This window comes from Comamonas sp. A23 (genome assembly GCF_004522605.1).
In the GTDB taxonomy this organism is placed as follows: domain Bacteria; phylum Pseudomonadota; class Gammaproteobacteria; order Burkholderiales; family Burkholderiaceae_C; genus Comamonas; species Comamonas thiooxydans.
In genome coordinates, this window is the sequence record NZ_RSDT01000004.1 from 43,139 (window position 1) to 69,224 (window position 26,086).

The 26,086-nt window shown below is 65.2% G+C and carries 22 protein-coding genes; 14 read left to right on the forward strand and 8 right to left on the reverse strand.

The window, feature by feature from the left end:
• Positions 1-16 precede the first annotated feature (16 nt).
• Positions 17-1,297, forward strand: coding sequence for a CaiB/BaiF CoA-transferase family protein (locus EIC84_RS11580; protein ID WP_034363392.1), 1,281 nt, complete (start codon positions 17-19; stop codon positions 1,295-1,297).
• A gap of 50 nt (positions 1,298-1,347) precedes the next feature.
• Here EIC84_RS11580 and EIC84_RS11585 read toward each other — a convergent pair whose 3' ends face one another.
• Together EIC84_RS11585 and EIC84_RS11590 are read right to left on the reverse strand one after the other, a co-directional pair.
• Entirely contained in the window at positions 1,348-2,415 is a 1,068-nt protein-coding gene (locus EIC84_RS11585; RefSeq protein WP_003070478.1) for a nitronate monooxygenase family protein, read from the reverse strand.
• A gap of 34 nt (positions 2,416-2,449) precedes the next feature.
• The gene (locus EIC84_RS11590) at positions 2,450-3,628 is read right to left on the reverse strand and encodes a YbfB/YjiJ family MFS transporter (protein WP_003070479.1); all 1,179 of its coding nucleotides are present in this window, start codon (positions 3,626-3,628) and stop codon (positions 2,450-2,452) included.
• 111 nt (positions 3,629-3,739) lie between these two features.
• Between EIC84_RS11590 and EIC84_RS11595 the strand changes: the two genes are divergently transcribed.
• Complete coding sequence (locus tag EIC84_RS11595; RefSeq protein ID WP_003070481.1) at positions 3,740-4,669, forward strand: LysR substrate-binding domain-containing protein; 930 nt, start codon at positions 3,740-3,742, stop codon at positions 4,667-4,669.
• A gap of 13 nt (positions 4,670-4,682) precedes the next feature.
• On the opposite strand, the gene EIC84_RS11600 is transcribed toward EIC84_RS11595, so the two are convergent.
• On the reverse strand, positions 4,683-6,221 hold the full coding sequence (locus EIC84_RS11600; protein WP_003070482.1) for a YifB family Mg chelatase-like AAA ATPase: 1,539 nt from the start codon (positions 6,219-6,221) through the stop codon (positions 4,683-4,685).
• A gap of 84 nt (positions 6,222-6,305) precedes the next feature.
• Positions 6,306-6,854 (reverse strand): MarR family winged helix-turn-helix transcriptional regulator, encoded by a 549-nt coding sequence (locus EIC84_RS11605; protein WP_003070484.1) that lies wholly within the window; start codon positions 6,852-6,854, stop codon positions 6,306-6,308.
• Positions 6,855-6,946: 92 nt separating this feature from the next.
• Here EIC84_RS11605 and EIC84_RS11610 point away from each other — a divergent pair, with 92 nt between their 5' ends.
• The 9 genes from EIC84_RS11610 to EIC84_RS11650 all read left to right on the forward strand — a co-directional run bounded on the left by EIC84_RS11610 (position 6,947) and on the right by EIC84_RS11650 (position 16,750).
• The gene (locus tag EIC84_RS11610) at positions 6,947-7,918 is read left to right on the forward strand and encodes a tripartite tricarboxylate transporter substrate binding protein (RefSeq protein WP_003070486.1); all 972 of its coding nucleotides are present in this window, start codon (positions 6,947-6,949) and stop codon (positions 7,916-7,918) included.
• A 140-nt stretch (positions 7,919-8,058) separates the two neighbouring features.
• Positions 8,059-9,051 (forward strand): Bug family tripartite tricarboxylate transporter substrate binding protein, encoded by a 993-nt coding sequence (locus EIC84_RS11615; RefSeq protein WP_003070489.1) that lies wholly within the window; start codon positions 8,059-8,061, stop codon positions 9,049-9,051.
• Between the two features lie 113 nt (positions 9,052-9,164).
• The gene (locus EIC84_RS11620; RefSeq protein ID WP_003070492.1) at positions 9,165-10,493 is read left to right on the forward strand and encodes a sulfatase; all 1,329 of its coding nucleotides are present in this window, start codon (positions 9,165-9,167) and stop codon (positions 10,491-10,493) included.
• A 374-nt stretch (positions 10,494-10,867) separates the two neighbouring features.
• Entirely contained in the window at positions 10,868-11,620 is a 753-nt protein-coding gene (locus EIC84_RS11625) for a TorF family putative porin (protein WP_003070494.1), read from the forward strand.
• A 17-nt stretch (positions 11,621-11,637) separates the two neighbouring features.
• Positions 11,638-11,976, forward strand: coding sequence for a P-II family nitrogen regulator (gene glnK / locus EIC84_RS11630; protein ID WP_003059648.1), 339 nt, complete (start codon positions 11,638-11,640; stop codon positions 11,974-11,976).
• 39 nt (positions 11,977-12,015) lie between these two features.
• On the forward strand, positions 12,016-13,368 hold the full coding sequence (locus EIC84_RS11635) for an ammonium transporter (RefSeq protein ID WP_003070496.1): 1,353 nt from the start codon (positions 12,016-12,018) through the stop codon (positions 13,366-13,368).
• Between the two features lie 132 nt (positions 13,369-13,500).
• Positions 13,501-14,649: a glycolate oxidase subunit GlcE gene (gene glcE, locus EIC84_RS11640; RefSeq protein ID WP_003070498.1), complete on the forward strand. Its 1,149-nt coding sequence runs from the start codon at positions 13,501-13,503 to the stop codon at positions 14,647-14,649.
• A gap of 18 nt (positions 14,650-14,667) precedes the next feature.
• A complete protein-coding gene (gene glcF, locus EIC84_RS11645) occupies positions 14,668-15,921 on the forward strand; it encodes a glycolate oxidase subunit GlcF (RefSeq protein ID WP_003070500.1) in 1,254 nt (417 codons plus the stop codon).
• A gap of 76 nt (positions 15,922-15,997) precedes the next feature.
• On the forward strand, positions 15,998-16,750 hold the full coding sequence (locus EIC84_RS11650; RefSeq protein WP_003070502.1) for a ProQ/FinO family protein: 753 nt from the start codon (positions 15,998-16,000) through the stop codon (positions 16,748-16,750).
• A gap of 55 nt (positions 16,751-16,805) precedes the next feature.
• Here EIC84_RS11650 and EIC84_RS11655 read toward each other — a convergent pair whose 3' ends face one another.
• Together EIC84_RS11655 and EIC84_RS11660 are read right to left on the reverse strand one after the other, a co-directional pair.
• Positions 16,806-18,236, reverse strand: coding sequence for an aldehyde dehydrogenase family protein (locus EIC84_RS11655; protein ID WP_003070504.1), 1,431 nt, complete (start codon positions 18,234-18,236; stop codon positions 16,806-16,808).
• A gap of 104 nt (positions 18,237-18,340) precedes the next feature.
• Positions 18,341-20,467, reverse strand: coding sequence for a PQQ-dependent dehydrogenase, methanol/ethanol family (locus EIC84_RS11660; RefSeq protein WP_003070505.1), 2,127 nt, complete (start codon positions 20,465-20,467; stop codon positions 18,341-18,343).
• Between the two features lie 161 nt (positions 20,468-20,628).
• Here EIC84_RS11660 and EIC84_RS11665 point away from each other — a divergent pair, with 161 nt between their 5' ends.
• Both EIC84_RS11665 and EIC84_RS11670 read left to right on the forward strand, forming a co-directional pair.
• The gene (locus EIC84_RS11665; RefSeq protein ID WP_003070507.1) at positions 20,629-21,771 is read left to right on the forward strand and encodes a helix-turn-helix domain-containing protein; all 1,143 of its coding nucleotides are present in this window, start codon (positions 20,629-20,631) and stop codon (positions 21,769-21,771) included.
• 124 nt (positions 21,772-21,895) lie between these two features.
• On the forward strand, positions 21,896-22,411 hold the full coding sequence (locus EIC84_RS11670; protein WP_003070509.1) for an AmiS/UreI family transporter: 516 nt from the start codon (positions 21,896-21,898) through the stop codon (positions 22,409-22,411).
• A gap of 129 nt (positions 22,412-22,540) precedes the next feature.
• Here the strand turns inward: EIC84_RS11670 and EIC84_RS11675 are convergent, their stop codons facing one another.
• The gene (locus EIC84_RS11675) at positions 22,541-23,425 is read right to left on the reverse strand and encodes a DMT family transporter (protein WP_003070512.1); all 885 of its coding nucleotides are present in this window, start codon (positions 23,423-23,425) and stop codon (positions 22,541-22,543) included.
• A gap of 87 nt (positions 23,426-23,512) precedes the next feature.
• Positions 23,513-24,814 carry a lysophospholipid transporter LplT gene (gene lplT, locus EIC84_RS11680; protein ID WP_003070514.1) on the reverse strand — a complete coding sequence of 434 codons (1,302 nt, stop codon included), beginning with the start codon at positions 24,812-24,814 and terminating at the stop codon, positions 23,513-23,515.
• A gap of 133 nt (positions 24,815-24,947) precedes the next feature.
• Here lplT and alr point away from each other — a divergent pair, with 133 nt between their 5' ends.
• The gene (gene alr / locus EIC84_RS11685; protein WP_003070517.1) at positions 24,948-26,054 is read left to right on the forward strand and encodes an alanine racemase; all 1,107 of its coding nucleotides are present in this window, start codon (positions 24,948-24,950) and stop codon (positions 26,052-26,054) included.
• The last annotated feature ends 32 nt before the right edge of the window (positions 26,055-26,086 follow it).

The following is a 26,086-nucleotide window of genomic DNA, read 5'->3' on the forward strand; positions in this document are numbered from 1 at the left end:
CGAACCCGATCTCTTCATGACCGCTGCAGCTGCTTCTTCCACCACTGCCCGCACAGGTGCCCTGAGCCATCTGCGCGTGCTCGATCTCTCACGCGTGCTCGCAGGCCCCTGGTGCACACAGAATCTGGCCGATATGGGCGCCGACGTGATCAAGATCGAAAAGCCCGGCGAGGGCGATGACACCCGCCACTGGGGCCCGCCCTTTTTTGCAGATGCACAGGGCGACGCCTCTGCACACGCCTGCTACTTCGCGGCCTGCAACCGCAACAAGCGCTCGGTCACGGTCGACATGGCAACCCCGGAAGGCCAGGCCATCATCCGCGAGCTGGCCAAGGACAGCGACATCGTTGTCGAGAACTTCAAGACCGGCGGCCTGCAGCGCTACGGCCTGGACTACGCCAGCCTCGCGGCCCTCAATCCTCGTTTGATCTACTGCTCCGTCACCGGCTTCGGCCATACCGGGCCCTATGCGCCGCGCGCAGGCTATGACCTGCTGATCCAGGCCATGAGCGGCCTGATGAGCATCACCGGCCGTGCGGACAGCGAACCCGGCAGCGGCCCCTTGCGCGTGGGTGTGGCCGTGATCGATCTGTTCACCGGCATGTATGCCACCAGCGCCATTCTGAGCGCGCTGGAAGCACGGCACCACACGGGCCGAGGCCAGCATATCGATATGGCGCTGCTGGACGTGGCCATGGCAGTGCTGGCCAACCAAGGCACAGGTTTCCTGAACACCGGCAGCATTCCGGGCCGCCAGGGCAACACCCACCCCAGCGTGGTTCCTTATCAGGACTTCCCCACGGCTGACGGCAATATGCTGCTGGCGATAGGCAACGACGGCCAGTTCGCACGCTTTTGTGAAGCGGCCGGCGTAGCCTGGCACCAGGACGCACGCTTCACCACGAACGCGGGCCGGGTCATTCACCGGGTGCAGGTGGTGGACATGATGTCCGAGCTGACCCGCAGCCGCAGCACGGCCGACTGGATCGCGTTGCTGGAAGCCCGAGCCGTGCCCTGCGGCCCCATCAACAACATCCGTCAGGCCTTTGAAGACCCCCATGTGCAGGCACGTGGCTTGCGCATCACGCAGCAGCGCTACCCGGATGGACAGCTACCAGAGGGCGAGTGCATCAACCAGGTGACCACCACGGCCAGCCCTCTACGCCTGTCCGACACGCCGGCCACGCTGCGTTATGCGCCTCCAGCCCTGGGCCAGCACACCGAGGAGGTGTTGCGTGAAAGACTGCAGCTCGACGCTGCACAACTGCAGGCGCTTCGCGACAAACAAGTGCTCTAGCTTCGGAAGGCCGCTTCATGCCTTGTTGGGCGGCTCTCTCCAGATTCGGACTAGGCCGAATTCGCCGCATCCAGCTCCTGCGCCAGCGTGCGCACGAGTTCGGCCGCTGGCATGGCGCGAGCCAGCGGTGCGCCCTGGCCGGCCCAGTGTGCGGCATAGTCGCTGCTGCCCTGCGCGCTGGCGGCCTGGTGCAGCGCCTTGCCTGCGTCATACACCATGGGATAGGCGGGCAGTGCTCCCGCATAGTCTCGTCCCAGCTGGTGCAGACGGTTGAACATGCCGCGCGCAGGACGGCCGGAAATGGCGGCGGTGATGGCCGTGTGCTGCGCGCTGTCGCCTTGCAGCTCGGCGCGGTAGGCCTGGCTGGCTGCGGATTCGGGGCAGAGGATGAAGGCCGTTCCCATCTGCACGGCACAGGCTCCCAACTGCAAAGCGGCAGCGATGCCGGCACCGTCCATGATGCCGCCTGCGGCGACCACGGGCAGACGGGACTCGCGCGCCAGCAGCCGCACCAGCGCCAAAGTCCCCATCAGTCTGTCCTGCTCGGGCACGAAAGCGCCGCGATGGCCGCCCGCCTCCATGCCCTGGGCCACGATCACATCCACCCCGGCCTGCTCGATCTGGCGCGCCTCGTCGAGGCTGGTGGCGCAGGCCAGCGTGGTGATGCCGGCGGCGCACAAGGCATCGACAAAGCCCTGCTCCGGCAGGCCGAAATGAAAGCTCACCACGGCAGGGCGCAGCTCCAGCAGCATGGCCTGCAACCGCTCATTGCCCAGCGCTGACTCGTAGATGCAGCGCAGGCTGGGCGGCGCGGACGCGCCGTAGCGCTCGAACTCCGGCGCCAGGTAGCGCAGCCACTGTGCTTCGCGCTCCGCATCTGCTACCGGCGCACGGTGACAAAAGAGGTTGACGTTGAAGGGGCGATCGGTCAGCGCACGCGTCTGTTCGATGTGCTGGCGCGCCTGCTCAAGGCCGTAGGCGCCTATGCCGATCGAGCCCAGGGCGTATGCATTGCTCACGGCAGCCGCCAGCTGCGGGGTCGAGGTCCCGGCCATCGGGGCCTGAATGATGGGATGCTGCAGACCCAGGCCTGTCATCCACAAAGGTAGTTTGCTCATCGCACGTCTCCTGGTTGTCACTTCTCGATCCTGATCATTGCGCTGTGCGGGCCAGGCGGCTAGAGGCCACCAGCAGCGCCCCCAGGCCCAGCGCCGCGCAGCCCAGCACGAACAGCTGGCGATAGCTGCCGCTGCTGGCGTAAACAAATGCCATCAGATAGCCGGAGCTGGCCTGCAGCAGCGCAAATGCCGCCGTGGCGTAGCCCCACATTTTCTTGTGCTGGCCGGGGCCGATCAGCTGCATCAGATAGCCCGAGGTGATGGCAGCCATGCCCGGTGACAGCGCCCCCACCACAAAGCCCGACAGCGCATGGCCACCGAAACCGGCCCAGGCCAGCGGCAGGCCGATGGCCACGGCCTTGAGGGCATAGGCGCCCGTGGTCGTACCCCACCAGCCCCAGCGCGTGGCACAGTAGGCCGCACACAGCGGCCCGACCATCGCGCCAAGCCCGAAGAATGCCCATTGCGTCGAGGCATAGGCGCCGCCCAGCTGCAGCTCGCGATCCAGGTAGTCCACCCAGAACACGGTGTGCGGCACAAAGCCGAAGGCGTCGCAGGCATAGGCGACCAGCACCAGAATCACCGCCAGGCTCCACGGCGTTGTGCTTGAGGCTGCGACCGCCGTGGGCTGGATCGCCACCGGTGCATGCAGCGGGATCTGGCGCGCAGCATGCCGGCCGCTGTAAAGCGCCAGCGCAGACAGCGCCGTCAACGCCCACCATACGGCACTCAGGCTGCTGCGCGCAAACATGGGCACCAGCGTGGCGGCCAGCAAGGCGCCCACGCCAATGCCGCAGAACATCAGCGGGCCCAGCGTGGCACGGCGCTGCGGCGCTGCTGCAGCCATGGCCACCGACGGGCCCAGCACCATCAGCGCGGCACCGGCAATACCCGAGACCAGCCGCCAGACAAAGAACAGAGCCATGGGCTGGGGCAGGCTGCAGCCTGCAAAGCTCAGCATCACGGCCACCCAGCAGATCACCAGCACGCGCAGCGCGCCCATGCGCTCGGCCAGCGGCGCGGCGACCAGGGCGCCGATCAGATAGCCGAGCAGATTGGCGGCGCCCAGATAAGCCACCTGCTCGCCGCTGAACCAGCCCGCATGCACCATCTGCGGCATCAGCGCGGTATAGGCGAAACGGGCCAGGCCGACGCCGCTCAGGGTGGCCATGAAGCCGGTCAACAGCAGGGGAAGTTCTTTGCGTTCGATCACAGCTCGGGTTATGGAGGGGAAATTGGCATCAAGCCTAAACGCTGCGACTCGATCATGTCCAATGATTCAAAATGATGACTTGCATCTCAATTCGAGATATTGGAGCCGCATATGCAACTCAAATCCCTGCGCATGTTCGAAGCCGTCTGCGAAAGCGGCAGCTTTGGTGCCGCAGCCCAGCTTCTGCACACCGTGCAATCCAATGTCACGGCCCATATCAAAAAGCTCGAGGACGAAGCAGGCGTGCAGCTGCTGATGCGGGCCAACCCGGTCTTTCCCACTCCGGCCGGACGTACGCTGCTGGAATCTGCGCGGCAGATGCTGCAGTCGCATGACCAGGTGCTGGCCATGCTGCAAGCCCGGCAGTTTGCCGCCGGCCAGGTCAAGGGCGCCTTGCGCATAGGCTCGATGGAAACCACGGCCGCACTGCGTCTGCCGCCACTGCTGGCCGAGTTGCGCAGGCAGCATCCGGGTATCGACCTGGAGCTGGACGCCCAGCCCAGCGCCGCATTGCTGATGGAGCTGGCGGCTGGTCGCATCGACTGTGCCTTCATCAACGGTGCCGCACCACAAAACGAGCTGCAATCCTGGCCGGTATTTCGTGAAGAGCTGGTGCTGGTCAGCGGACAGCCGCTGACGCGCTTCCCCACCGCCGCAGAGTTCAGCAGCTCCGTGTTTCTGGCCTTTCGCCAGGGCTGCAGCTACCGCCAGCGGATCGAGCTGCTGATGGCCTCCATGGGGGTGACGGCGGTACGCATCATGGAGCTGGGCATGCTGGACACCATCCTCGGCTGCGTGGCTGCCGGCATGGGCTATGCGCTGCTGTCGCGCTCTCTGGTCGAAGCCCAGCAGCAGCGCTTTGGCGTGCACTGGATGACTCTGCCCGGCAGGAGCGGACAGGAGCTGGCCTTTGTCGACACCTGTTTTGTGACCGCTGCCATACAAGGCTGGTCGCCGGCACTGCATGCATTTGCGCAGGTACTGGGTGTCAATCCGCAGGCCACACGGGCACAGCCCGTGGCGCTGGCTCTTGCCGCCTGAGAGCGGCAGGACATCACGGCTGCATCAGCGCTCGGCGGTATTGCAATGCCTCGGCCAGATGGGTTTGCGTGATGGAATCCGAGTCCGCCAGATCGGCAATGGTTCGCGCCACCTTCAACGCCCGGTGCGTGCCGCGCGCCGACCAGCCAAGGCGAGCTGCAGCCTTGTGCGCAAAGGTCAGCGCCTCGGGCGCCAGCTGCAGATGCGTGTCGAGCTGTGCCCCCTGCAACTGATGATTGGGCAGGCCCTGACGCTGCAAGGCCTTGTCCCTGGCCGCGCTCACGCGTTGCTGCACGGCAGCGCTGCTCTCGCCTTCGGGCGCTGCAAGCAACTCCTCGGGCGACAGCGCCGCCACCTCCACATGCAGATCGATACGGTCCAGCAAGGGCCCGCTGATGCGCGCCTGATAACGTGCCACCTGATCGGGGGAGCAGCGGCAGGCTCTCAGGCGCGAGCCCCAGTAGCCGCAGGGGCAGGGGTTCATGGCTGCCACCAGCTGGAAACGGGCCGGAAACTCCGCCCTCTGCACAGCCCGCACGATGGTGATGCGCCCGGACTCCAGCGGCTCGCGCAGGGCCTCCAGGGCGCTGCGCGCGAACTCGGGCAGCTCATCCAGGAAAAGCGCCCCGCAATGGGCATATGAAATCTCGCCGGGCCGGGGCGGAGAGCCGCCGCCGACCAACGCGATGGAACTGGCCGTGTGATGAGGAGCGGCAAATGGCCGCTGGCGCCACAGCTGCGGCGTGAAACGACCGCTGAGGCTGGCAATGGCGGCGGCTTCGAGCGCTTCCTCATCGGTCATGCCCGGCAGCAAACCCGCAAAGCGCTGGGCCAGCATGGATTTCCCCGAGCCCGGAGGGCCGACCATCAGCACACCATGTGCGCCGGCAGCTGCAATTTCAAGCGCGCGCTTGGCCTGCATCTGGCCGCGCACCTCGCGCAGATCCAGCGACGGCAAAGAAGCTTCAGCAGGTCTGGAGTGCACCCGCTGCCAGCCCTCCACGCCATCGCCATGCTCCGACAGGGTGCAGTCATGCGCGATGAACTGCCTGACCACATCCAGCAGATGCGCGGCGCCGAAGACTTCGATGGCCGGCACAAAGGCGGCCTCCAGCGCACTGTCTGGCGGCAGCACCAGCCGCACACGCTGTTGCTGACGCTGCAGGGCCAGCGCAGTAGCCAGGGCGCCGCGTACCGGGCGCAGGGCACCGGTCAGCGACAGCTCTCCTGCAAACTCATAATCGGCGAGCCGCCGTGCATCGATCTGCCCGCTGGCCGCCAGAATGCCCAGCGCTATCGGCAGATCAAAGCGGCCTGAGTCCTTGGGCAGATCCGCCGGAGCCAGATTGACCGTGATGCGCTGGTTGTTCGGGAACTCCAGCCCCGCATTGACGATGGCCGCGCGCACGCGCTCGCGAGCCTCCTTGACCTCCACATCCGCCAGACCCACCAGGGTGAACGAAGGCAGTCCGTTGGCCAGATGGACCTCCACCGTGACAGCCGGTGCCTGCAAGCCCAGCAGTGCACGACTTTGAACCAGTGCCAGACCCATCACGCTCCTCCCCTTCAAGCCCGACTGTAGGGCCTAGCGTATGCGCCAGCGGCTCAAACAGGCAATAGGGGTGTGCACAGGCCGTCAGCCGGCGTCGTCGTCACGGGCCGGCTGTTTGCCCGCGGCCCGGCCACGGCGGCGCTCGGCCTTGGGAAAGCTGCCCTGCTCCTGCATGAGCGCCGCCCGATTGCGCACGCGCTCGAACACCTGGGACAGCACCTCAAGCTCGGCATCGCTGACGTCGCCGAGCAGCTCCTGGTTGATCGCCTGTATCTGCGGAAACAGCTTGGTGTGCAGCGCCAGCCCGGCGTCGGTCAGCTGCACCATGGCCTGGCGCCCGTCGCCGGCCATGCCCTGCTTGTGCAGCAGCCCCTTGGCAATCAGCGTGGAGATGGTGCGCGAGGTGCGCGTGCGATCGAGCTGCGCCAGCTCCGCGAGCCGGGACGGCTGCATGGCACCCTTGGTGGCCAGCAGGCCGATCATGCGCCACTCGCGCCGGGTGATGCCGAAGCCGCCCTCGCACAGGCGCACCACCATGGTTCCGGCCGAACTCATCAGGCGGGCCAGATGGTAGAGGAACAGATCGTCCAGCTCGGACGGCTGCCGCCAGGGGTGGCGCTGCGCCTTGGTCATGGGTCTTTGTGGGTTTTCTCTAGGAATGATGGATTAGATCCATTATCGAGTCACTGCTTACAGTGGCTCCAAAGAAAACGACAGGAGACACCATGCCTTGCACCCGTATCGCCCGCCGCACTCTGGCCGGGCTGGCGGCCGCCGCGCTTCTGACGGCATCCCATGCTGCCGACAACTGGCCCGCCAAGCCCATACGCATCATCGTTCCCACGCCGCCAGCCGGCCCTTCCGACATCGCCGTGCGCCCGCTCGCGGCGGCCGTGCAAAAGGTGCTAGGTCAAGCCGTGATCGTGGAAAACCGGGCCGGTGCCAACGGCAATATCGGTGCTGCCGAGGTCGCCCGAGCCCCGGCCGACGGCTACACCTGGCTGTGGGCCATGGACCCGGTGCTCACCGTCAACAAGCATATCTACAAGAACATCGGCTACTCCAGCGATGCCATCGTGGTGCTCAACGCCGCCGCCAGGTTCTCGCAGACCCTGATCTGCAACCCCGGCCTCGGCTTCAAGTCCGTCAAGGACATGCTGGAGGCCGCCAAGTCGCGCGAGCTGACCTATGCCACCGGCGGCGCGGGCTCGCCCGGCCATCTGGTCATGGAGTCGCTGCTGTCCAGCACCGGCGTGAAAATGGTGCATGTGCCCTACAAGGGGCCGGCACCGGCCATGCAGGACCTCATGGGCGGCCAGGTGAATTGCGGCTTCCTGGCAGCACCCACGGTGCTGCCCCAGATCCAGAGCGGCCGGGTCACCGCCCTGGCCACCTCGGGCCGCACGCGCTCGCCGCTGCTGCCGACATTGCCCACGATTGCCGAGTCGGGCTACCCCGATTTCGACGGCACTTACTGGCTCCTGCTGGCGGCTCCCAAGGGCGTTCCTGCCGAGATCCAGAAGCGCTTTCTCGCAGCCATGGATGCCGCCATCCGCTCGCCGCAGCAGCAGGAGCGGGTCAAGGCCGTGGATATCGAGATGGTGGGCAGCAGCCCCGAGCAGGCCCAGGCCAGGGTGCGCGAGATCTCCGACAAATGGGAGGCGCTGACCCGCAAGATCAATCTGAAACCCGATTGATGCCCCAAGCCCGGGCGCCGGCCATCTGAGCATTTCAGGCCGGTGCCGGAGCCCACCTACACTGCCCGGTTTCCAATCATTAATGGTGTGAATTCGCGAGCCGGTACCAGCGCGGACCACAGACCAGGAGAGACATGACGATGCAAAGAAGAATCTTCGGCAAGCTCGCCGCGGGGCTCAGCCTGAGCGCAGGCTTGCTGGGCGGCGGCGCGCTGCAGGCCCAGGAGAGCCATGCCCTGTTTCCCAACAAGACACCGCTGCGCATGGTGGTCGGCTATCCGCCTGGCGGTGCCACCGACCGCGTGGCACGCATCGTGGCCGACCGGCTGCAGGCCCGCCTTGGCAGCCCGGTGATCGTGGAAAACAAGCCCGGCGCGGGCGGCCGCCTGTCGGCCCAGTACGTGAAGAACGCGCCCGCATCTCAGCCCGCCGTGCTGCTGGCCAATCCCGCCGTGATGGTGGTGGCGCCGCTGGTGTTCCCGGACTCCGGCTACGAGCCGGAAAAGGACTTCCGCCCCATCAGCGAGGTGAACCGCTACGAGTTCGGCCTGGCCGTGGCCAGCGCCGTGCCCGTGAAGGAGCTGCCGCACCTGCTGGCCTGGCTCAAGGCCAATCCGCAGCAGGCCAATTTCGGCGTGCCGGCCACGGGCAGCCTGCCGCACTTTTTTGCGCTGATGCTGGGCGAGACCGCCAAGGTGCCCGTCGAGGTCGTGGGCTACAAGGGCTCGGGCCCGCTGCTCACCGACCTGATGGGCGGGCAGGTCCCCATCGCCGTGGACACTCTAGACACCCAGATCGCCCAGCACGAAGCGGGCAAGCTGCGCGTGCTGGCCACCTCGGGCGAGCGCCGCAGCACCATGGCACCCGGCATTCCCACGCTCAAGGAGCTGGGCGTGAACCTGGTCGGCACGGGCTGGAACACCTTGTTCGCGCCGCAAAGCATGGCGCCGGCCACGGTGCAGCGCCTGTCGCAGCTGGTGCAGGAGGTGATGAAGGAAGCCGACACGCAGCACAAGTTCGCCGCCTCCAACCTGGTGCCCGTGGTCAGCAGCGCGCAGGACACGGAAAAAATGCTCAAGGCCTACCGCGCGCAATGGGCGCCGGTGGTTCAGCGCTCGGGCTTCAAGCCCTGATATTTGAGGAGCATCTATCGCTTGCTACCAAATATTTCCAGCATCAAATCCATCCAGAATTCTTGCATAACAAGCGATAGAAGCTCCTGTTTTTGAATGTTCCACGCCCTCTCATGACCGACTCCCGCCCCAATCTGATCTTCATCCTGGCCGATGACCTCGGCTATGCCGACCTGGGCTGCACCGGTGCGCGCGATGCGCACAACAACGCCACCGACGTCTCGCCACGCCTGGACGCCATGGCCGCCCAGGGCCTGCGCTTCACGCGCGGCTACTCCAACTCCTCGGTGTGCTCGCCCACGCGCTTTGCGCTGGCCACGGGCCGCTGGCAGTACCGCCTGCGCGGTGCGGCCGAGGAACCCATCGCCAGCGTGCATGGCGACAAGGTGCTGGGCCTGCCGCCCGATCACCCCACGGTGGCCTCGCTGCTGCGCGATGCCGGCTACGCCACGGCCCTGGTCGGCAAATGGCACCTGGGCTACCCCCCGCATTTCGGCCCGCGCCTGTCGGGCTACGAGGAGTTCTACGGCTTTCATGCCGGCGGCGCCGACTACTTCGCCCACTGCGACCCGCGCGGGCGCCCCGACTTCTGGATCAACGAGGAGCCGCACACCGAAGACGGCTACCTCACCGATCTGCTGAGCCGCCGCGCGGTGGACTTCGTCAAGCGCCAGAGCGCCGAGCAGCCCTTCTACCTCTCGCTGCACTACAGCGCCCCGCACTGGCCCTGGCTGACGCGCGAGGACCGCGCCGAATCCGAGCGCCTGCAAGGCATGGGCAAGCATATCGACGGCGGCTCCATCGATACCTACCAGCGCATGATCCATCACATGGACGAAGGCATAGGCTGGCTGCTGGATGCGCTGGAGGAAAAAGGCATGAGCGAGAACACGCTCATCGTCTTCACCAGCGACAACGGCGGCGAACGCTTCTCCAATACCTGGCCCTTCGTGGGCCAGAAGATGGACCTGCTCGAAGGCGGCATCCGCGTGCCTTTGCTGGCACGCTGGCCGGCGCGCATGACGGCCGGTGCCGTCTGCGACACGCCCAGCCTGACCATGGACTGGTCGGCCACCTTCCTGGCCGCCGCCGGCGTAGCCGCACATGCCGACTATCCACTGGACGGCATCAGCCTGCTGCCCCTGATGCAGGATCAAAGCTGGATGCCCGAGCGCGACCTGGCCTGGCGCATGAAGCACCGCGAGCAAAAGGCCTTGATACGCGGCGACTGGAAATATCTGCAGATCGAGGGCATCGAATACCTGTTCCACATCGGCAACGACCCGCGCGAGCGCGCCAATCTGCGTGATCGTGAGCCCCAGAAACTGGCCGAGCTGCGCAGCGCCTGGGAGCGCTGGAATCAGGAGCTGCCGCCGATTCCGCAGGAAGCCAAGGTCTCGCTGGTGTTCACCAAGGCAGACCTGCCCCAAGCCAGCTTCTGAATTGCGGCCGCCCCCCAAGCCCATCGCCCAGCCGATGGGCTTTTTCTTTGCCTGCGCCCAGATAAAGAGCATGTGCTCACTTTCAAATCCCCTGATTGGTGCAAAAAGCCGGGGAAAAGCAGAGCCATGGCGGTGCACAGCAAAAACGCACCATCTTGGTGCAATGGATTCCAGCTAGCGCCCAGGTGGCGAAAGTTGCGCTCAGCGATTGTGAAAATTCGTAGCTTTTTGTACTGGCAGCTATGGCCCGCTGCCTGTTCTGGGGCTTTGGACAGCGAACCGTGCCGCAGCCGCCGCAGAGACTGGCACGGTCTGTGCTTTGAGAGTTCATCCGAGATTTTTGCCACGAAATTTTCAAACCGGAGGAACCCTGAATGCCTAGTCCCGCTGCAAGCCGTTTCAAGACTTTCGCCAAGACTGCCGCCCTGGCCTGCGCCGTTGTCGCCCCCATGTGGGCCCATGCCCAGCTCTCCGCCAACGTTGCCCTGACCACCAACTACAAGTTCCGTGGCCAGGATCAGGACGCCAGCCGCACCAGGGCCGTCAAGCCTGCGCTGCAAGGCGGTTTTGACTACACGTTCGGCGACAGCGGCTTCTACGTCGGCAACTGGAACTCCTCCGTGGACTGGCTGCCCGGCAACTCGCTGGAAACCGACTTCTACGGCGGCTACAAGTTCAAGGCCGCCGATGTGGACTGGGACGTGGGCATGCTGACCTATGTGTACTCGGGCAATGCCAACGGCAACACCACCGAGATCTACGGCTCCGGCACCTACGGCCCGTTCACGGCCAAGTATTCGCACACGGTGTCCAAGGACTACTTCGGCTGGGCCGGCGCCAAGGCGGGCTCGGGTCTCAAGGGCCGCAACACCGGTTATCTGCAGTTCTCCTACAGCCAGGAAGTGATGCCCAAGGTGACACTGAAAGCATCAGTTGGTTACACCCATTTCTCCAGCGACATCAAGGACCTGGGCGTTCCCAACTATGTGGACTACAGCGTCGGTGGTGCCTATGACCTGGGCGACGGCTTCTCTGCAGGTGCAGCGGTGACCGGCGCCAACAAGAAGGCCTACTTCGGCGATGTGAACAAGGCGCGTCTGATTCTGACGCTCTCCAAGACTTTCTAATTTTTCAGGAGCCCGTCATGAAAATGGTGATCGCCATCATCAAACCCTTCAAGCTCGACGAAGTGCGTGAAGCTCTTTCCCAAATCGGTGTTCAAGGCATCACCGTGACCGAAGTCAAGGGCTTTGGCCGTCAGAAGGGCCACACCGAGCTGTACCGCGGTGCCGAGTATGTGGTGGACTTTCTGCCCAAGCTGAAGATCGAGGCCGCGATTGCCGACGATCTGGTCGATGCCGCCATCGACGCCATCGAGGGCGCAGCCCGTACCGGCAAGATCGGCGACGGCAAGATTTTTGTGCAGGCGCTGGAGCAGTCGATCCGTATCCGTACAGGAGAAACCGGCGACGCGGCCCTGTAAAGGCCCAGTCTCTCTGGAACCGTTTTGAGAAAGATTGCCATGATCAAGAAACTATTGAGCGCAGGCCTGGGACTGGGCCTGCTGGCTGCCGGCGCCACCGGCTTTGCCCAGGAAGCTGCAACGGCTGCCGCCGCCGCAGCGCCTATGGCCGAAGCAGCGGCCGAGGCCGTGCCCACCCTGAGCGCCGGCGACACCGCCTGGATGCTGACCTCGACCATGCTGGTGATCCTGATGGTCATCCCCGGCCTGGCGCTGTTCTACGGCGGCTTGGTGCGCAGCAAGAACATGCTGTCCGTGCTGGCCCAGGTCTTCGTGATCTTTTCGCTGATCACCGTGCTGTGGGCCATCTACGGCTACTCGCTGGCCTTTGGTGGCGAGGGCAAGTTCTTCGCAGGCTTCGACAAGCTGTTCCTCATGGGCATCACGCCTGACACGCTGTCGTCCATGCTCAAGACCATCCCCGAATATGTGTTCGTGGCCTTCCAGTCCACCTTCGCCGCCATTACTGTGGCGCTGATCGTGGGAGCGTTTGCCGAGCGCATCAAGTTCGCGGCCGTGATCGTGTTCTCCGTGCTGTGGTTCACCTTCAGCTACATCCCCATGGCCCACATGGTGTGGGGCGGCGGTCTGCTGGGTGCAGACGGCGCGCTGGACTTCGCGGGCGGCACCGTGGTGCACATCAACGCCGCCGTGGCCGGTCTGGTGGGTGCCTACATGCTGGGCAAGCGCATCGGCTTCGGCAAGGAAGCCCTGCCCCCTCACAGCCTGACGCTGACCATGGTGGGCGCTTCGCTGCTGTGGGTGGGCTGGTTCGGCTTCAACGCCGGCTCTGCCGGTGCCGCCAATGGCGCTGCCGGCCTGGCCTTCATCAACACCATCCTCGCGACCGGCGCTGCCGCCATCTCCTGGATCGTGGCCGAAGCGCTGCTGCGCGGCAAGGCCTCCATGCTGGGCGCTGCCTCAGGTGCCGTGGCCGGTCTGGTGACCATCACCCCCGCCGCCGGTTTTGTCGGCCCCATGGGCTCCATCGTCATGGGCATCATCGCCGGCCCTCTGTGCTTCTGGGGCGTGTCTGGCCTCAAGCACCTGCTCAAGGTTGACGATGTCTGCGACGTGTTCGGCGTCCACGGTGTCGGCGGTATCCTGGGTGCCATCCTGACCGGCGTGTTCTGCGCCAAGGGCCTGGGCGGTATCGAACCCGAGGGCTACAACATGGCCCATCAGCTGTGGGTGCAGGTCGAGAGCGTGCTGGTGACCATCGTCTGGTCCGGCGTGGTCTCCTACGTGGCCTACAAGATTGCCGATCTGACCGTGGGTCTGCGTGTCTCGGAAGAGTCCGAACGCCAGGGCCTGGACATCACATCCCATGGTGAGGTGGCCTACACCCGTTAAGCGGCAGGCTCTTCGCAAGTTCAGTTTCATTACGTTGCCCCGCAGTGCGAACTGCGGGGCTTTTTTATTCACGCCTGCTTTTCAAAAAAATCAAAGACCAGGCCTTCCTGCCCAAGGGGCGCCCCGGCTACCATGCAGGCCATGGATTCAGCCACCAGCCAAATCAATCAGCTCGGCGAGCGCATTCGCGCCGCTGCCAGTGACAAGACCCCGCTGCGCATCTGCGGCGGCGGCAGCAAGGACTTCTACGGCCTGCGTCTGCAGGGCGAGCCGCTGTCCACGCGCGCGCTCAGCGGTATCGTCAGCTACGAGCCCAGCGAGCTGGTGGTGACCGTTCGCGCCGGCACGCCGCTGGCCGAGCTGGAGGCAACATTGGCCAGCCAGGGCCAGTGCCTGGCCTTCGAGCCGCCGCACTTCGGCACCGCCAGCACCGTGGGCGGCATGGTCGCCGCTGGCCTGTCGGGCCCGTCGCGTGCCAGCGTTGGCGCAGTACGCGACTTCGTGCTGGGCCTGGAGATGATCAACGGCCAGGGCGAGCTGCTGCGCTACGGCGGCCAGGTCATGAAGAATGTGGCCGGCTATGACGTCTCGCGCCTGATGACGGGCAGCTGGGGCACGCTGGGCCTGATCACCGAGATCAGCCTCAAGGTCCTGCCCGTGGCTCCGGCCGAGGCCACTCTGCGCTTTGATAGCTGCAGCCAGGCGCAGGCGCTGGACTGGCTCAATCACTGGGGCGGCCAGCCTCTGCCGCTCAATGCCAGCAACTGGCTGGAAGAAGACGGCAAGGGCACGCTGTATCTGCGCCTGCGCGGCGCCCGCGCCGCCGTTCAGGCCGCCACGCTGCGCCTGGGTGGCGAGCGGCTGGACAGCGACGCCGTCGCCGCCGACTGGAGCGCAAGCCGCGATCTGAACCTGCCCTGGTTCCAACAGCGCGCTGCCGATCATTGCCTGTGGCGTCTGTCCACTCCTGCGACCGCAGCGCCGCTGCCATTGCCGCAAGGCGCGGCAGGCCCGTTCATCGACTGGCATGGCGCTCAGCGCTGGGTGCAGGCCCCGCGTTCGGCCGCCGCAGCCTTGCAGCAACTCGCGCAGGCAGCCGGCGGATCCGCTTCTCTTTTCAGAGCCGAGGACGCCAGCCAGACAAGCGCCAACAGCGATCTCGATGTGCATGCACAGGCCAGCCCGGCAGGCCGCACATCGGCACAGCTGCATGCCCGGCTCAAGCAGGCCTTCGACCCCGCCGGCATTCTCAATGTGGGCCGTCTCTCGGCGCATTGGTAAGAACAAGGACAGCACCCCATGCAAACCAATCTCGCGCCCGAATACCGTGCCACGCCAGAAGGCCAGGAAGCCGAAGCCATCTTGCGCAAATGCGTGCATTGCGGCTTTTGCACCGCCACCTGCCCCACCTATCAGACCCTGGGCGACGAGCTGGACGGCCCGCGCGGCCGCATCTATCTGATCAAGCAGGTGCTGGAAGGGCAAACACCCACGCGGGCCACACAGCTGCACCTGGACCGCTGCCTGACCTGCCGCAACTGCGAATCCACCTGCCCCAGCGGCGTGCAGTACGGCCACCTGGTCGATATCGGCCGCAAGATCGTCGATGAACAGGTCGAACGCCCGACGGGCGAGAAGCTGCAGCGCTGGCTGCTCAAGGAGGGCATGAATTCCCCGCTGTTCGCACCTGCGCTGAAGCTGGGCCGCGCCGTGAAAGGCCTGCTGCCCGAGTCCCTGGGCGAAAAAATTCCGGCCACCCAGGAGGCCGGAGCCTGGCCCTCACGGGAACATGCGCGCAAGGTGCTGCTGCTGGCAGGCTGCGTGCAGCCGGCCATGATGCCGCGCATCAACTACGCCACGGCCCGCGTGCTGGATGCCGTAGGAGTGCAGACCGTGATTGCCGACAAGGCCGGCTGCTGCGGCGCGGTGAAATTCCACCTCAACGACCAGGACGGCGGCAAGGCCCAGATGCGCGCCAATATCGATGCCTGGTGGCCGCTGGTGGAGCGCGGCGAGGTCGAGGCGATTGTGATGAACGCCTCGGGCTGTGGCGTCACCGTCAAGGAGTACGGCCATCTGCTGCGGCTGGAGCCGCAATACGCAGACAGGGCCGCGCGCATCAGCGCCCTGACCCGCGACCTCAGCGAACTGCTGCCCGACATGCTGCCCGAGCTGGTGGACAAGCTCAAGGACCGCATCACGGTGCCCCGGGCTCCCGTGGCCTACCACCCGCCCTGCACGCTGCAGCATGGACAGAAACTGCGCGGCGGCGTGGAAGCGGGCCTGCGCGAGCTGGGGTTCGATCTGCGCGTGGCGCGCACCGAATCCCATCTGTGCTGCGGCTCTGCAGGTACCTACTCGGTGCTGCAGCCTGAAATCTCGCACCAGCTGCGCGACCGCAAGATCGCCGCACTGGACGAGCCGTTCGCCCCAGAAAAGCCCGCGGCGATTCTCTCGGCCAATATGGGCTGCATCGTCCATCTGCAAAACGGCACCGAGGTCCCGGTCATGCATTGGGTGGAGCTGCTGGATCAGGCCCTGGCCGCCGGCTGACACCCCCGCATGCCACTGCAGTTTGCAATGCTGGCATGATTGGGGGTTTTGTTTTCCCAGGCCCACGGGCTTTGCCATGACTGAAATCGTGTCTGAATCACAAGAGCAGAAAGCCTCGCAAGCGGCGTCGCAGCACAGCGTGCAGGACTCGCAGCCCGGCTCACGCTCGCGCCGAGGCGGCCGTGGCCGCCAGAACCCGGCTCCCGCAGCCAAAGCCGCCCCGCAGGCCGCACGTCCGCAACACCCCTTGCTGGAGCAGCTGGCACAGTGGCACCCGGCCCTGTTCGGCGAACAGCTACTGCCCTTCAAGCGCGGCATTTTTGAAGACCTGCTGGCCGCCCACCCGGAGCTGGACAAGGATGCACTCAAGAGCGCGCTGCAGCAGCACACCCGCTCCGGTCGCTATCTGGCGGCCATGGCCAGCGGTCAGCAGCGCCATGACCTGAGCGGTCAGCCCGTGGAAGCCACTCTGCCCGAGCATGTTCACCACGCGCTGATCGAAGTCTTCCGCCGCCGCCAGCAGCGCACGCAGGAAGACCTGACGCCCAAGCTGCGCAACCGCATCGTCATCGCCTACGAAGCCTCCGGTCTCACGCGCGAGGAATACGCCGAGCGCGTGCAGGGCCGTGACGAAAAGACCAACGCCCTGGTGGTAGATGCCCTGGCCGAGGCCGATGCCCGCGCCGCCAAGGACGAGGCGCTGCTGCGCTCCTTCCAGCTCAGCGGCCAGACTTCGGAGCAGGAGTTCGCCGAGATGTACGGCATGAATCCGCGTCAGGTCGTACAGCAGCTGGAACGCGCGCGTCGCCGTCAGCAGAATATTCAGTAAAAATAGCTGCTGGCGCCCATCAGACTGGCACCAGCAGCTATTGATTTTGAATAGATCAGGCCGCGCCGTAGCCCATGACTGCCTTGGTTTCGAGGAAATCGCGGAAACCGTGCTCGCCCCATTCACGGCCATTGCCTGACTGCTTGTAGCCGCCGAACGGCGCATTGAAGTCAGGCCCCGCGCCGTTGAGGTGGACCATGCCTGTGCGCAGGCGTGCGGCCACGCGGCGCGCACGCTCCAGGCTGCCCGATTGCACATAGCCCGAAAGGCCGTACACCGTGTCGTTGGCCATGCGGATGGCGTCTTCCTCGTCATCGTAGGGAATCATCACCAGCACGGGACCGAAGATTTCCTCGCGCGCAATGCTCATGTCATTGCTCACGTCGGCAAACACCGTGGGTTTGACAAAGTAGCCCTGGACCAGCCCTTCGGGGCGGCCTGTGCCGCCCGCCACCAGGGTCGCCCCCTCTTCAATGCCCTTGCGGATCAGGGCCTGGATCTTGCCCCATTGCGCCTCGCTGACCACGGGGCCCATGTGCATGCCCTCGGCCAGCGCATCGGCCACGGTCGCTGCGCCGGCGACGCTACGGGCGATCTCCACGGCCTGCCCATGCAGGGCGCGCGGCACAAACATGCGCGTGGGTGCGTTGCAGCTCTGGCCCGAATTCATCAGCACCGCCTGCACGCCCTGGGTCACGGCCTTCTGCAGGTTGGCGTCATCCAGCACAATGTTGGCAGACTTGCCGCCCAGTTCCTGGGCCACACGCTTGACGCTGTCGGCTGCGGCCTTGGCCACGGCAATGCCCGCGCGCGTGGAGCCCGTGAAGGTCATCATGTCTATGCCGGGGTGGGAGGACATGGCCTCGCCCACACCGGGGCCGTCGCCGTTGACGAGGTTGAAGACGCCGGCCGGCACGCCCGCCTCGTGCAGCACCTCGGCCACGAGCAGGGCGTTGAGCGGGGCGACCTCCGAGGGCTTGAGCACCATGGTGCAGCCGGCGGCCAGGGCCGGGGCGACCTTGCACATGATCTGGTTGATGGGCCAGTTCCAGGGCGTGATCATGCCGACCACGCCCACGGGCTCATGCACGACGGCCGTGCTGCCCTGCACATGTTCGAAGGCGAAGTTCTTGAGGACCTCGATGGTGGAGCTCAGATGGGCCACGCCCATGGCGGCCTGTGCCGCCTTGGACAGCCACAGCGGCGCCCCCATCTCCTGCGAGATGGTCTGCACAAAGTCGCCGTAGCGGCTCTGGTAGACCTCCAGCACCTTGGCCAGCAGGGCCAGGCGCTCTTCGCGGCTGGTGCGCGAGTAGCTCTCGAACGCGCGACGCGCGGCGGCCACAGCCTTGTCCACATCGGCGGCCGATCCCATGCTGATGCGGGCAATGGCTTGCTCGTTGGAGGGATTGATGACCTCCAGGCTGCGCGGGCTGACCGGATTCACCCATTGGCCGTCGATATAGAACTGCAGATGGTCTTGCATGAGGCTATTTCCTTGGTGTCGAGTCAAAAGAAGAGGTTTGCGATCCGGGGCCGCCGGTGCGTGGCTCGGGCGCACCGGTGGTCCAGCGTGGTGAAGTGCAGGCTTCAGGGCTTGGGCCGGATGGCGTCCGCCGTGCCCTGGATGAAGGCCTTTATGGACTCCACGTCATCGCCCGACAGCTTGCCCGTGAAGTCCGGCATACCGCGCGCCATGGCCGGGCCCTTGAAGACGAAGCTGGGCAGGTTCTCGATATAGCTCGCGTCCATATAGCCCAGGTTGGGAATGTTGCCGCCGCGGTCCACGCCAGGCACGCCATGACAGAACACGCAGTTGGCCACGTACAGCATGGTGCCGGCCTCGACCTTGGCGGGGTCGTATTTCACGCCCTGCAGCAACTGGCCTGTGCGCTGGGCCACGAATTCCGGCATCCTGGCCTTGCCGCCCACGACGAAGGTATAGACCGTGCCCGGGCCCTGGCGCTCGGTGGCGCGCGCAGCCAGGCCGTAGACACCGCCCCAGCCCACGGCCACCGAGACATACTGCTTGCCGTCCACCATATAGGTGCTGGGCGCGGCCACCACACCGGTACCCGTGGGCGTTTCCCACAGCTTTTCGCCACTGGTCGCGTTGTAGGCCACAAGGCGGCCATCGGCCGTGCCTTGGAACACCACATTGCCCGCCGTGGTCAGCGTGCCGCCGTTCCAGGGCGAGACATGTTCCACACTCCAGGCAGCCTTTTGCGCAACCGGGTCCCAGGCCAGCAGGCGGCCAAAAGGCTTGCTCTTGGGCGGCTCGGCATTGAAGAACTTGGCCGTGTTCCAGCCCGTGCCCGACTGGGGCTTGCCCGGTCCGGCCTGGTTGAACTCCCACTTCTTGTCGTCCATCAGATTGACGGGCACGTTCTGCGCAGGCAGATACACCAGGCCAGTCTGGGGGTTGAAGGACATGGGGTGCCAGTTGTGCGCGCCATAAGGGCCGGGAACCGCGTCATGGGGCTTGCTGCCGTCGCGTGCCGCGGCAATGTTCATGGGCTTGCCGTTCTTGTCGTAGCCGCTGGCCCAGTTCACAGGCACGAAGTTCTTGGCCGAAATGAACTTGCCGTTGGTGCGGTCGAGCACGAAGAAGAAACCGTTCTTGGGCGCATGCAATATGACCTTGCGCGGCTTGCCGGCGATCTTGATGTCGGCCAGGATCATGGGCTGGGTGGAGGTGTAGTCCCAGTTGTCGCCCGGCGTTTCCTGGTAGTGCCACTTGTATTTGCCGGTGTCGGGATCCAGAGCCACGATGGAAGCCAGATACAGGTTGTCGCCGCCCTTGGGGCTGCGCACCTTGTGCGACCAGGGCGAGCCGTTGCCCGTGCCCACGTACATGGTGTTGAGCTCGGCATCGAAGGTCATGCTGTCCCACATGGTGCCGCCGCCGCCGGCCTCCCACCATTTGCCGCTGGGATCCCAGGTCCTGGCGGCGCGTTTCATGGATTCGTCCTCAAAGGGTTTGGACGGATCGCCGGGCACGCTGAACCAGCGCCATTTCTGCTCGCCGGTCTCGGCGTCATAGGCCGTGATGTAGCCGCGCACGCCATATTCGGCGCCGCCGTTGCCGATGATGACCTTGCCCTTGAACACGCGCGGCGCACCCGTGATGGTCAGCGACCCCTTTTGCCCCTCGAAGGTATTTTTCTGCCAGACCTCCTTGCCGGTGGCGGCATCGAGCGCGATCAGGCGGCCGTCCCAGGCACCCACAAAGACCTTGCCCTTCCACAGCGCCACGCCACGGTTGACGACGTCGCAGCACCCCTTGAAGCCGGTGCTGCGGTCGACCTGCGGGTCATAGGTCCAGATCCTGTTGCCGGTACGGGTGTCGATGGCGTGCACAACGCTCCACGAGGCACTGACGTACATGATGCCGTCCACGACCACAGGCGTGGCCTCCACGCCGCGCGTGGATTCGAGGTTGTACGACCAGGCCAGGCCCAGGTCCTTGACGTTGGTGGCATTGATCTGATCGAGGCGGCTGTAGCGGGTCTCGGCATAGTCCACGCCGATGGTGGGCCAGTCGGGCGTCTTGGCGGCATTGGCGCTGATGAAAGCGCCATCGACTCGCTGCACGGCGGCCGCGGCCTGCGCCGCAGGGTCGGCTTGCGCGAGGGCCGCTGCGCTGCCCAGGCAGGCGGCCAGCATCCAGGCCATGCGGCCGGGCCGTCCATGAGAGTTGTCGATCAGCCGTTTCATCGAGGTCTCCTGTTGTGATTGCTATGCCGCAAAGCATGGTGTATCGCCTGTTTTTCTTCATGATCGGGATTTCCCCAGGCTAGAACTGTTCCATTGCGGAACACATTGACCGCTCCTGCGGACAGCCTGGACATGACATGAACGTTGATGAGCCACGCGCGATGGACGCGCTACAGCAGTGCTTCTCGAGCACCGGGGCGGAGCGGGCCTTGCAGGCTCGCCGCCAGTTCTTCGAGGCCGGCATACGCCCCTCGGGCCTGGTCAGCGAGGCGGTCATCCAGTCCTGGCTGCGCAGCCAGCGCCAGCACTGCAATGGACGGCGGCTGGCTCTGGCTCCGGTCAGCCCCAGCCGGCTGCATGCCACGCAGGAGCGCTGCCGCGGCCTGCTGCAGGCATTGCAGCACGAGTTGCCGACCCTGGAGCAGGCGTTAGCGGGCACCGGCACGCGCGTGATGCTGACGGACGACAAGGGCATCGTGCTCCATGTCTCCCCGGCATCCATGCGGCCCCGTGACGAGCGGGTCGGCCTGAATATGTCCGAGCAGGCCATGGGCACGAACGCACCGGGCATCGTCGCCGCCACCGGCCAGGCCTGCACCGTCACCAACGGCGAGCACTATTTCGACGAGCTGCACGCCTTCCGCTGCGCAGCAGCACCCATACGCGACGTGCACGGCCGCCTGGCCGGGGTGCTCAATCTGATGGTGGAGGAGCAGCATTTCAGCTTCGATGCCGGTCCCGTGGTCGGCATGTACGCCACGACCATCGAAAACACCTTGCTGCAGGCTCAGTCGCACGAGCATCTGGTGCTGCGCTTTCAAGTGACGCCAGCCCTGCTGCACACGCCGCTGCAGGCGCTGATGGGCGTGGCTGCCGATGGCCGCGTCGCCTGGATGAACGGCACCGCAGCCCAGCTCATCGGCCAGCCCTTGGATACAGCGTGCAGCGCGCAGGAACTGCTGGGCCATGATCTATCGCGCCTGCTGCAACTGAGCGGCCAGCCCAGCCCCGCGCCGCTGCGCCTGGCCAGCGGCCTGGGCGTCTGGATGCAGGCGCATCTGCAAACCTCGCATGGCCTTGGCTCGCACCTGGACGCCTGCAGCGCGGAAGACCTGGCCTGCCCTGCAACCACCGAAGCAACGCCCGTCGCCGAGGCGCAGCCTCTAGCGACGCTGCGCGAGCACAGCGCGCAGCTGATCAGGGAGACGCTGGACCAGCATGGCGGCAATGTCTCCCAGGCAGCGCGCGCCCTGGGCATCTCGCGCGGCACGCTGTACCGCCGCCTGCGCGGCGGTCGGGACTAGGGTTTCTGAGCCCATTCCCGACCCATGGTGCAAGACTCTTTTGCGTTCGCCCAGGGTTCCGCCCCGCCCCGCTCGGCCCCACAATCCTCGCCGCGCTGCACCGGCCTGCAGCCAAGGAGCGTGTATGTGGTTGGGTTTGTCGCTGTTTTATGTGGGTGCGGTGCTGTTTCTCAACGGCCTGTGGATGCTGGGCAAGATTGCCGACAAGGAAATCTGGGTCATCAATATCTTCACCGGGGTGGTGTCGCTATGCATCGGCCTGGCCAGCATCTTCGGCCCGGCGGCCGACGCGGCATCGGTCAAGAGCGGCGCTCTGACCCTGCTGTTCGCCTTCACCTATCTCTGGGTGGCTTTCAATCGCTTCAGCGGTGCCGACGGCCGCGGTCTGGGCTGGTTCAGCCTGTTCGTGGCGATCACCGCTGTTCCCGTCGCCCTCGATACGCTGACCAGCGCCAGTTCGGGGCTGGACTGGTGGATGGGCGTCAACTGGGCCGCCTGGGCCGTACTCTGGGCCTTGTTCTTTGCTCTGCTGGCCCTCAGGAAAAGCATTGAACGCCCCACGGGCTGGCTGTGCATTGCCCAGGGCGTGCTCACGGGCTGGGTACCCGGATACCTGATCCTGGCGGGGAAGCTGATGTGACCCCCTGAGGCGCTGTGCGCCTGGGCGGCCCCGCCTTCCCCCTCTCTCTTCGGGAGGGGGACTACACCTTCGGTGCGGGGCGGCGCGGCCGGCCCAGGCCCTTCCTCGGTGTCCTTGATGTGGTTTGGGCTATTTTTTCGGGGCTCGGCCCAAGGTGGCCAGCAAGGCTGCTCCCATGATGAGCGCACCGCCGGCCAGCGTGCGTGCGCTGAGCTGCTCGTGGGCGATGAGCACCGAGGAGATGCTGGCAAACACCACTTCCGACAGCATGACCACCGAGGTCACGCCCGAGGGCAGACGCGCTGCGCCAAATTGCAGAGCCCAGTTACCAAACATCAAAACCACGGCCAAGCCAAGTGCGAGAAAGGCCCAACCGCCATCAAAAGCAGGAAAGCCCGGCACCATGCCAGCGCTGCTGGCGCTCAAGGCGGTCAGCAGGCCCATGCTCATGCAGCCGGCAAACATGGCCAGCATGCGGGCCTGGGCCGGAATGCCTTGAAAGCGGCGCAGCAACACATTGGTCAGTGCAAACATGAAGCCGCCGAACACGGCCAGCGCATCGGCCAGGGTGAGACCGGCAAACAACCCGGAGAGCGAGGCATCGGCGGGCAGCAACACCAGCACCACACCGCCAAAGGCCAGCAACAGGCGCAGCAGCGCCATGGGCGTGGGCTTTTCGCCCAGCAGCTTCCAGGCCAGCAGCACCGCCCAGGCCGGCATGAGATAGAACAGAAGGATGACGCGCACCACGTCGCCCACGGTCACGGCCCAGTTGAAGGCCACGTTGTTCAGGCCCGAACTGGCAGCCAGCAGCAGGAGCACCGGGTATTGCCAGGCCTGCCTGAGGCTGGCCGGGCGCAGTATCAGCAGACCGGCCAGCACCAGTGCATACATCGCTGCCGTGGCCCACAGCGGATGCAGTCCGGCCTCATGCATGAGACGAAACGGCCACCATGACAAGCCCCAGATCAGGGCATTGAGCAGCAGCGCAAATACAGGCAGTGGACTATGCATAAAAAAGGCTTCTAACGTTTGCTCTGCAAGCGTTAGAAGCTATTGATCGTGTAGTGAATGCAGCTTGTCGGCGCCAGCTGCAGAGCTTCAATGGCAGTCGCGGCGGGCGACTTCCAGCAGCTTTTCAACCTCTGCCGGGTGCCTTCTGCAATTATTCCAGTGCCAGATGCCGATCAGCACCATGCTAGCGGCAACCAGCAGACCGAATACCGTGATCGCACCAAAGGCAGTCAGCCCCATCTTGGTGGACAGGCTGTAGAAGCCGCCCATGGCCAGAATGGCCAGTTGCTCGTTGAAGTTCTGCACCGCAATCGAGCGGCCCGCGCCCATGAGATTATGGCCGCGATGCTGCAGCAGCGCATTCATGGGAACGACCAGAAAACCGCCCAAACCACCAAGCAGAATGAGGAAGGGCACGGCCACCCAGAGATTGTCGATAAAGATCATGCAGACCACGAGCAGGCCCATGAGCACGCCCAGGGGGATCACACGCGTGGCGTTGTCCAGGCGCATGCGCATGGATGCCAGCACCGCACCGACGGCCGTACCGATTGCCACCACCCCCACCAGGGCCGAGGCCTGGGTGGTGCTGTAACCCAGAGCCGCAGCTCCCCAGGCCAGCACGATATAGCGCAAATTGCCCGAAGCCCCCCAGAACAGCGTGGTGGTGGACAGCGAAATCTGGCCCAGCTTGTCGGCCCACAGGCGCTTGCTGCACTGCCAGAAGTCGGGCAGCAGGCCCAGCAGATTGGCAACCAGGCTCTTGTTCGGGTCTTCGCGCAGCGGGCGCATGGCCACGCCCGTCAGCGGAATATGCAGATTGAACCAGGCCGCAACGACGTAGATCAGGATCAGCAGGGCAATTGCGGCCTCGGCAGGGGTGTCCACGCCGGTATTGAAATACGGGAAGTCAAAGCCCAGCAGATGCTGGGAAACGGTCGGCCCCACCAGTTGGCCGCCCACCAGCACGCCCAGAATGATGGAGGTGATGGTCAGCCCCTCGATCCAGCCATTGGCCTTGACCAGTTGAGAGGCCGGCAGCAGCTCGGTCAGGATGCCGTACTTGGCCGGCGAATAGGCGGCCGCGCCCAGCCCGATGACGGCGTAGGCGATCAAGGGATGATGGCCGAAGAGCATCATCAGACAGCCCATCACCTTGATGGCATTGCTGATGAACATGACCCTGCCCTTGGGCAAGGCGTCCGCAAAGGCTCCGACAAAGGGGGCCAGGACCACATAGAACAGGGCGAACATGGGCACCAGGGCAGCACGTTGCCACTCGGGGGCACCATTGGCACGCAACAGCTCTACAGCGGTCACAAACAAGGCGTTGTCTGCCAGCGAGCTGAAAAACTGCGCTGACATGATGGTGTAGAAACCGCGCTTCATGAATTAGCTGTAACTGGCACCGGACGGACCGATGCCAAGGAAATAATAGACCCCGTGGCAAGTGACTGGCGGTTATATCACGCAGGCTCCAGCTGACAGTGCCAGAATCCCACTGGTCTGATTGAGAAAAACCATGCCTCGTCCCATTACTGCCACCATCCATCCTGAAGCCGTTCGCCACAACCTGGAGCGGGTACGGCAAGCCGTCCCTGATGCCAAATTGTGGTCCGTGATCAAAGCCAACGCTTATGGCCACGGTATCGAAAACGTGTTTGAGGGTCTGCGAGCGACGGACGGTTTTGCCATGCTGGACCTCGATGAGGCCCAGCGCGTGCGCAATCTGGGATGGCGCGGCCCCATCCTGCTGCTCGAAGGCGTGTTCGAGTTGCGCGACCTGGAAATCTGCTCGCGTCTGGGCATCTGGCATGCAGTGCACTGCGACGAGCAGATCGACTGGCTGGCCGCCCACAAGACCCAGGTCGGCCACCGAGTTTTCCTCAAGATGAACAGCGGGATGAACCGGCTGGGCTTTACACCCGAGCGTTTTCGTGCGGCTTATGCGCGGCTGAACGCTCTGCCCCAGGTCGACGAGATCTCGTTCATGACCCACTTCAGCGATGCCGATGTGGAGCATGGCCTGGATCACCAGCTCAGGGTCTTTCACGAAACCACGCTGGACCTGCCCGGCGAGCGCAGCGTCAGCAACAGCGCTGCCACCTTGCTGCATGGTGATGAAAACAATGTGCGCTGCGACTGGGTGCGGCCCGGCATCGTGCTCTACGGCAGCTCGCCCGACTTTCCCACCCATGATGCGGCTCACTGGGGTCTTGAGCCGACCATGACGCTGTCGTCAAAAATCATCGGCACGCAGGAGCTGCATGCCGGCGACACCGTGGGCTACGGCTCGCGTTTTCAATGCGACGGACCGCTGCGCCTGGGCGTGGTGGCCTGCGGCTATGCGGACGGCTATCCGCGCGTCTGCCCCACGGGTACGCCCGTGCTGGTGGACGGTGTGCGCACCCGCACGCTGGGCCGCGTCAGCATGGACATGATGGCTGTGGACCTGAGCCCCGTTCCCAAGGCCAGGCTGGGCAGCGAAGTCACGCTCTGGGGTCGCGCCAGCAATGGTGCCGTACTGCCCATCGACGAGGTCGCCGCTGCTGCCGGCACGCTGGGCTACGAGCTGATGTGTGCCGTGGCTCCCCGCGTCCCCAAGCAGGTGGAGGGTGCGGGCAAGTAGACCGGCCTGCTCCCGACGCGATGCAGGCAGGC

Bases quoted from the DNA above. Each gene is read 5' to 3' on its own strand.
- EIC84_RS11580 (WP_034363392.1), top strand. From the start codon at position 17: ATGACCGCTGCAGCTGCTTCTTCCACCACTGCCCGCACAGGTGCCCTG.
- EIC84_RS11585 (WP_003070478.1), bottom strand. From the start codon at position 2,415: ATGAGCAAACTACCTTTGTGGATGACAGGCCTGGGTCTGCAGCATCCC.
- EIC84_RS11595 (WP_003070481.1), top strand. From the start codon at position 3,740: ATGCAACTCAAATCCCTGCGCATGTTCGAAGCCGTCTGCGAAAGCGGC.
- EIC84_RS11600 (WP_003070482.1), bottom strand. From the start codon at position 6,221: ATGGGTCTGGCACTGGTTCAAAGTCGTGCACTGCTGGGCTTGCAGGCA.
- EIC84_RS11605 (WP_003070484.1), bottom strand. From the start codon at position 6,854: ATGACCAAGGCGCAGCGCCACCCCTGGCGGCAGCCGTCCGAGCTGGAC.
- EIC84_RS11610 (WP_003070486.1), top strand. From the start codon at position 6,947: ATGCCTTGCACCCGTATCGCCCGCCGCACTCTGGCCGGGCTGGCGGCC.
- EIC84_RS11615 (WP_003070489.1), top strand. From the start codon at position 8,059: ATGCAAAGAAGAATCTTCGGCAAGCTCGCCGCGGGGCTCAGCCTGAGC.
- EIC84_RS11620 (WP_003070492.1), top strand. From the start codon at position 9,165: ATGACCGACTCCCGCCCCAATCTGATCTTCATCCTGGCCGATGACCTC.
- EIC84_RS11625 (WP_003070494.1), top strand. From the start codon at position 10,868: ATGCCTAGTCCCGCTGCAAGCCGTTTCAAGACTTTCGCCAAGACTGCC.
- glnK (WP_003059648.1), top strand. From the start codon at position 11,638: ATGAAAATGGTGATCGCCATCATCAAACCCTTCAAGCTCGACGAAGTG.
- EIC84_RS11635 (WP_003070496.1), top strand. From the start codon at position 12,016: ATGATCAAGAAACTATTGAGCGCAGGCCTGGGACTGGGCCTGCTGGCT.
- glcE (WP_003070498.1), top strand. From the start codon at position 13,501: ATGCAGGCCATGGATTCAGCCACCAGCCAAATCAATCAGCTCGGCGAG.
- glcF (WP_003070500.1), top strand. From the start codon at position 14,668: ATGCAAACCAATCTCGCGCCCGAATACCGTGCCACGCCAGAAGGCCAG.
- EIC84_RS11650 (WP_003070502.1), top strand. From the start codon at position 15,998: ATGACTGAAATCGTGTCTGAATCACAAGAGCAGAAAGCCTCGCAAGCG.
- EIC84_RS11655 (WP_003070504.1), bottom strand. From the start codon at position 18,236: ATGCAAGACCATCTGCAGTTCTATATCGACGGCCAATGGGTGAATCCG.
- EIC84_RS11660 (WP_003070505.1), bottom strand. From the start codon at position 20,467: ATGAAACGGCTGATCGACAACTCTCATGGACGGCCCGGCCGCATGGCC.
- EIC84_RS11665 (WP_003070507.1), top strand. From the start codon at position 20,629: ATGGACGCGCTACAGCAGTGCTTCTCGAGCACCGGGGCGGAGCGGGCC.
- EIC84_RS11670 (WP_003070509.1), top strand. From the start codon at position 21,896: ATGTGGTTGGGTTTGTCGCTGTTTTATGTGGGTGCGGTGCTGTTTCTC.
- EIC84_RS11675 (WP_003070512.1), bottom strand. From the start codon at position 23,425: ATGCATAGTCCACTGCCTGTATTTGCGCTGCTGCTCAATGCCCTGATC.
- lplT (WP_003070514.1), bottom strand. From the start codon at position 24,814: ATGAAGCGCGGTTTCTACACCATCATGTCAGCGCAGTTTTTCAGCTCG.
- alr (WP_003070517.1), top strand. From the start codon at position 24,948: ATGCCTCGTCCCATTACTGCCACCATCCATCCTGAAGCCGTTCGCCAC.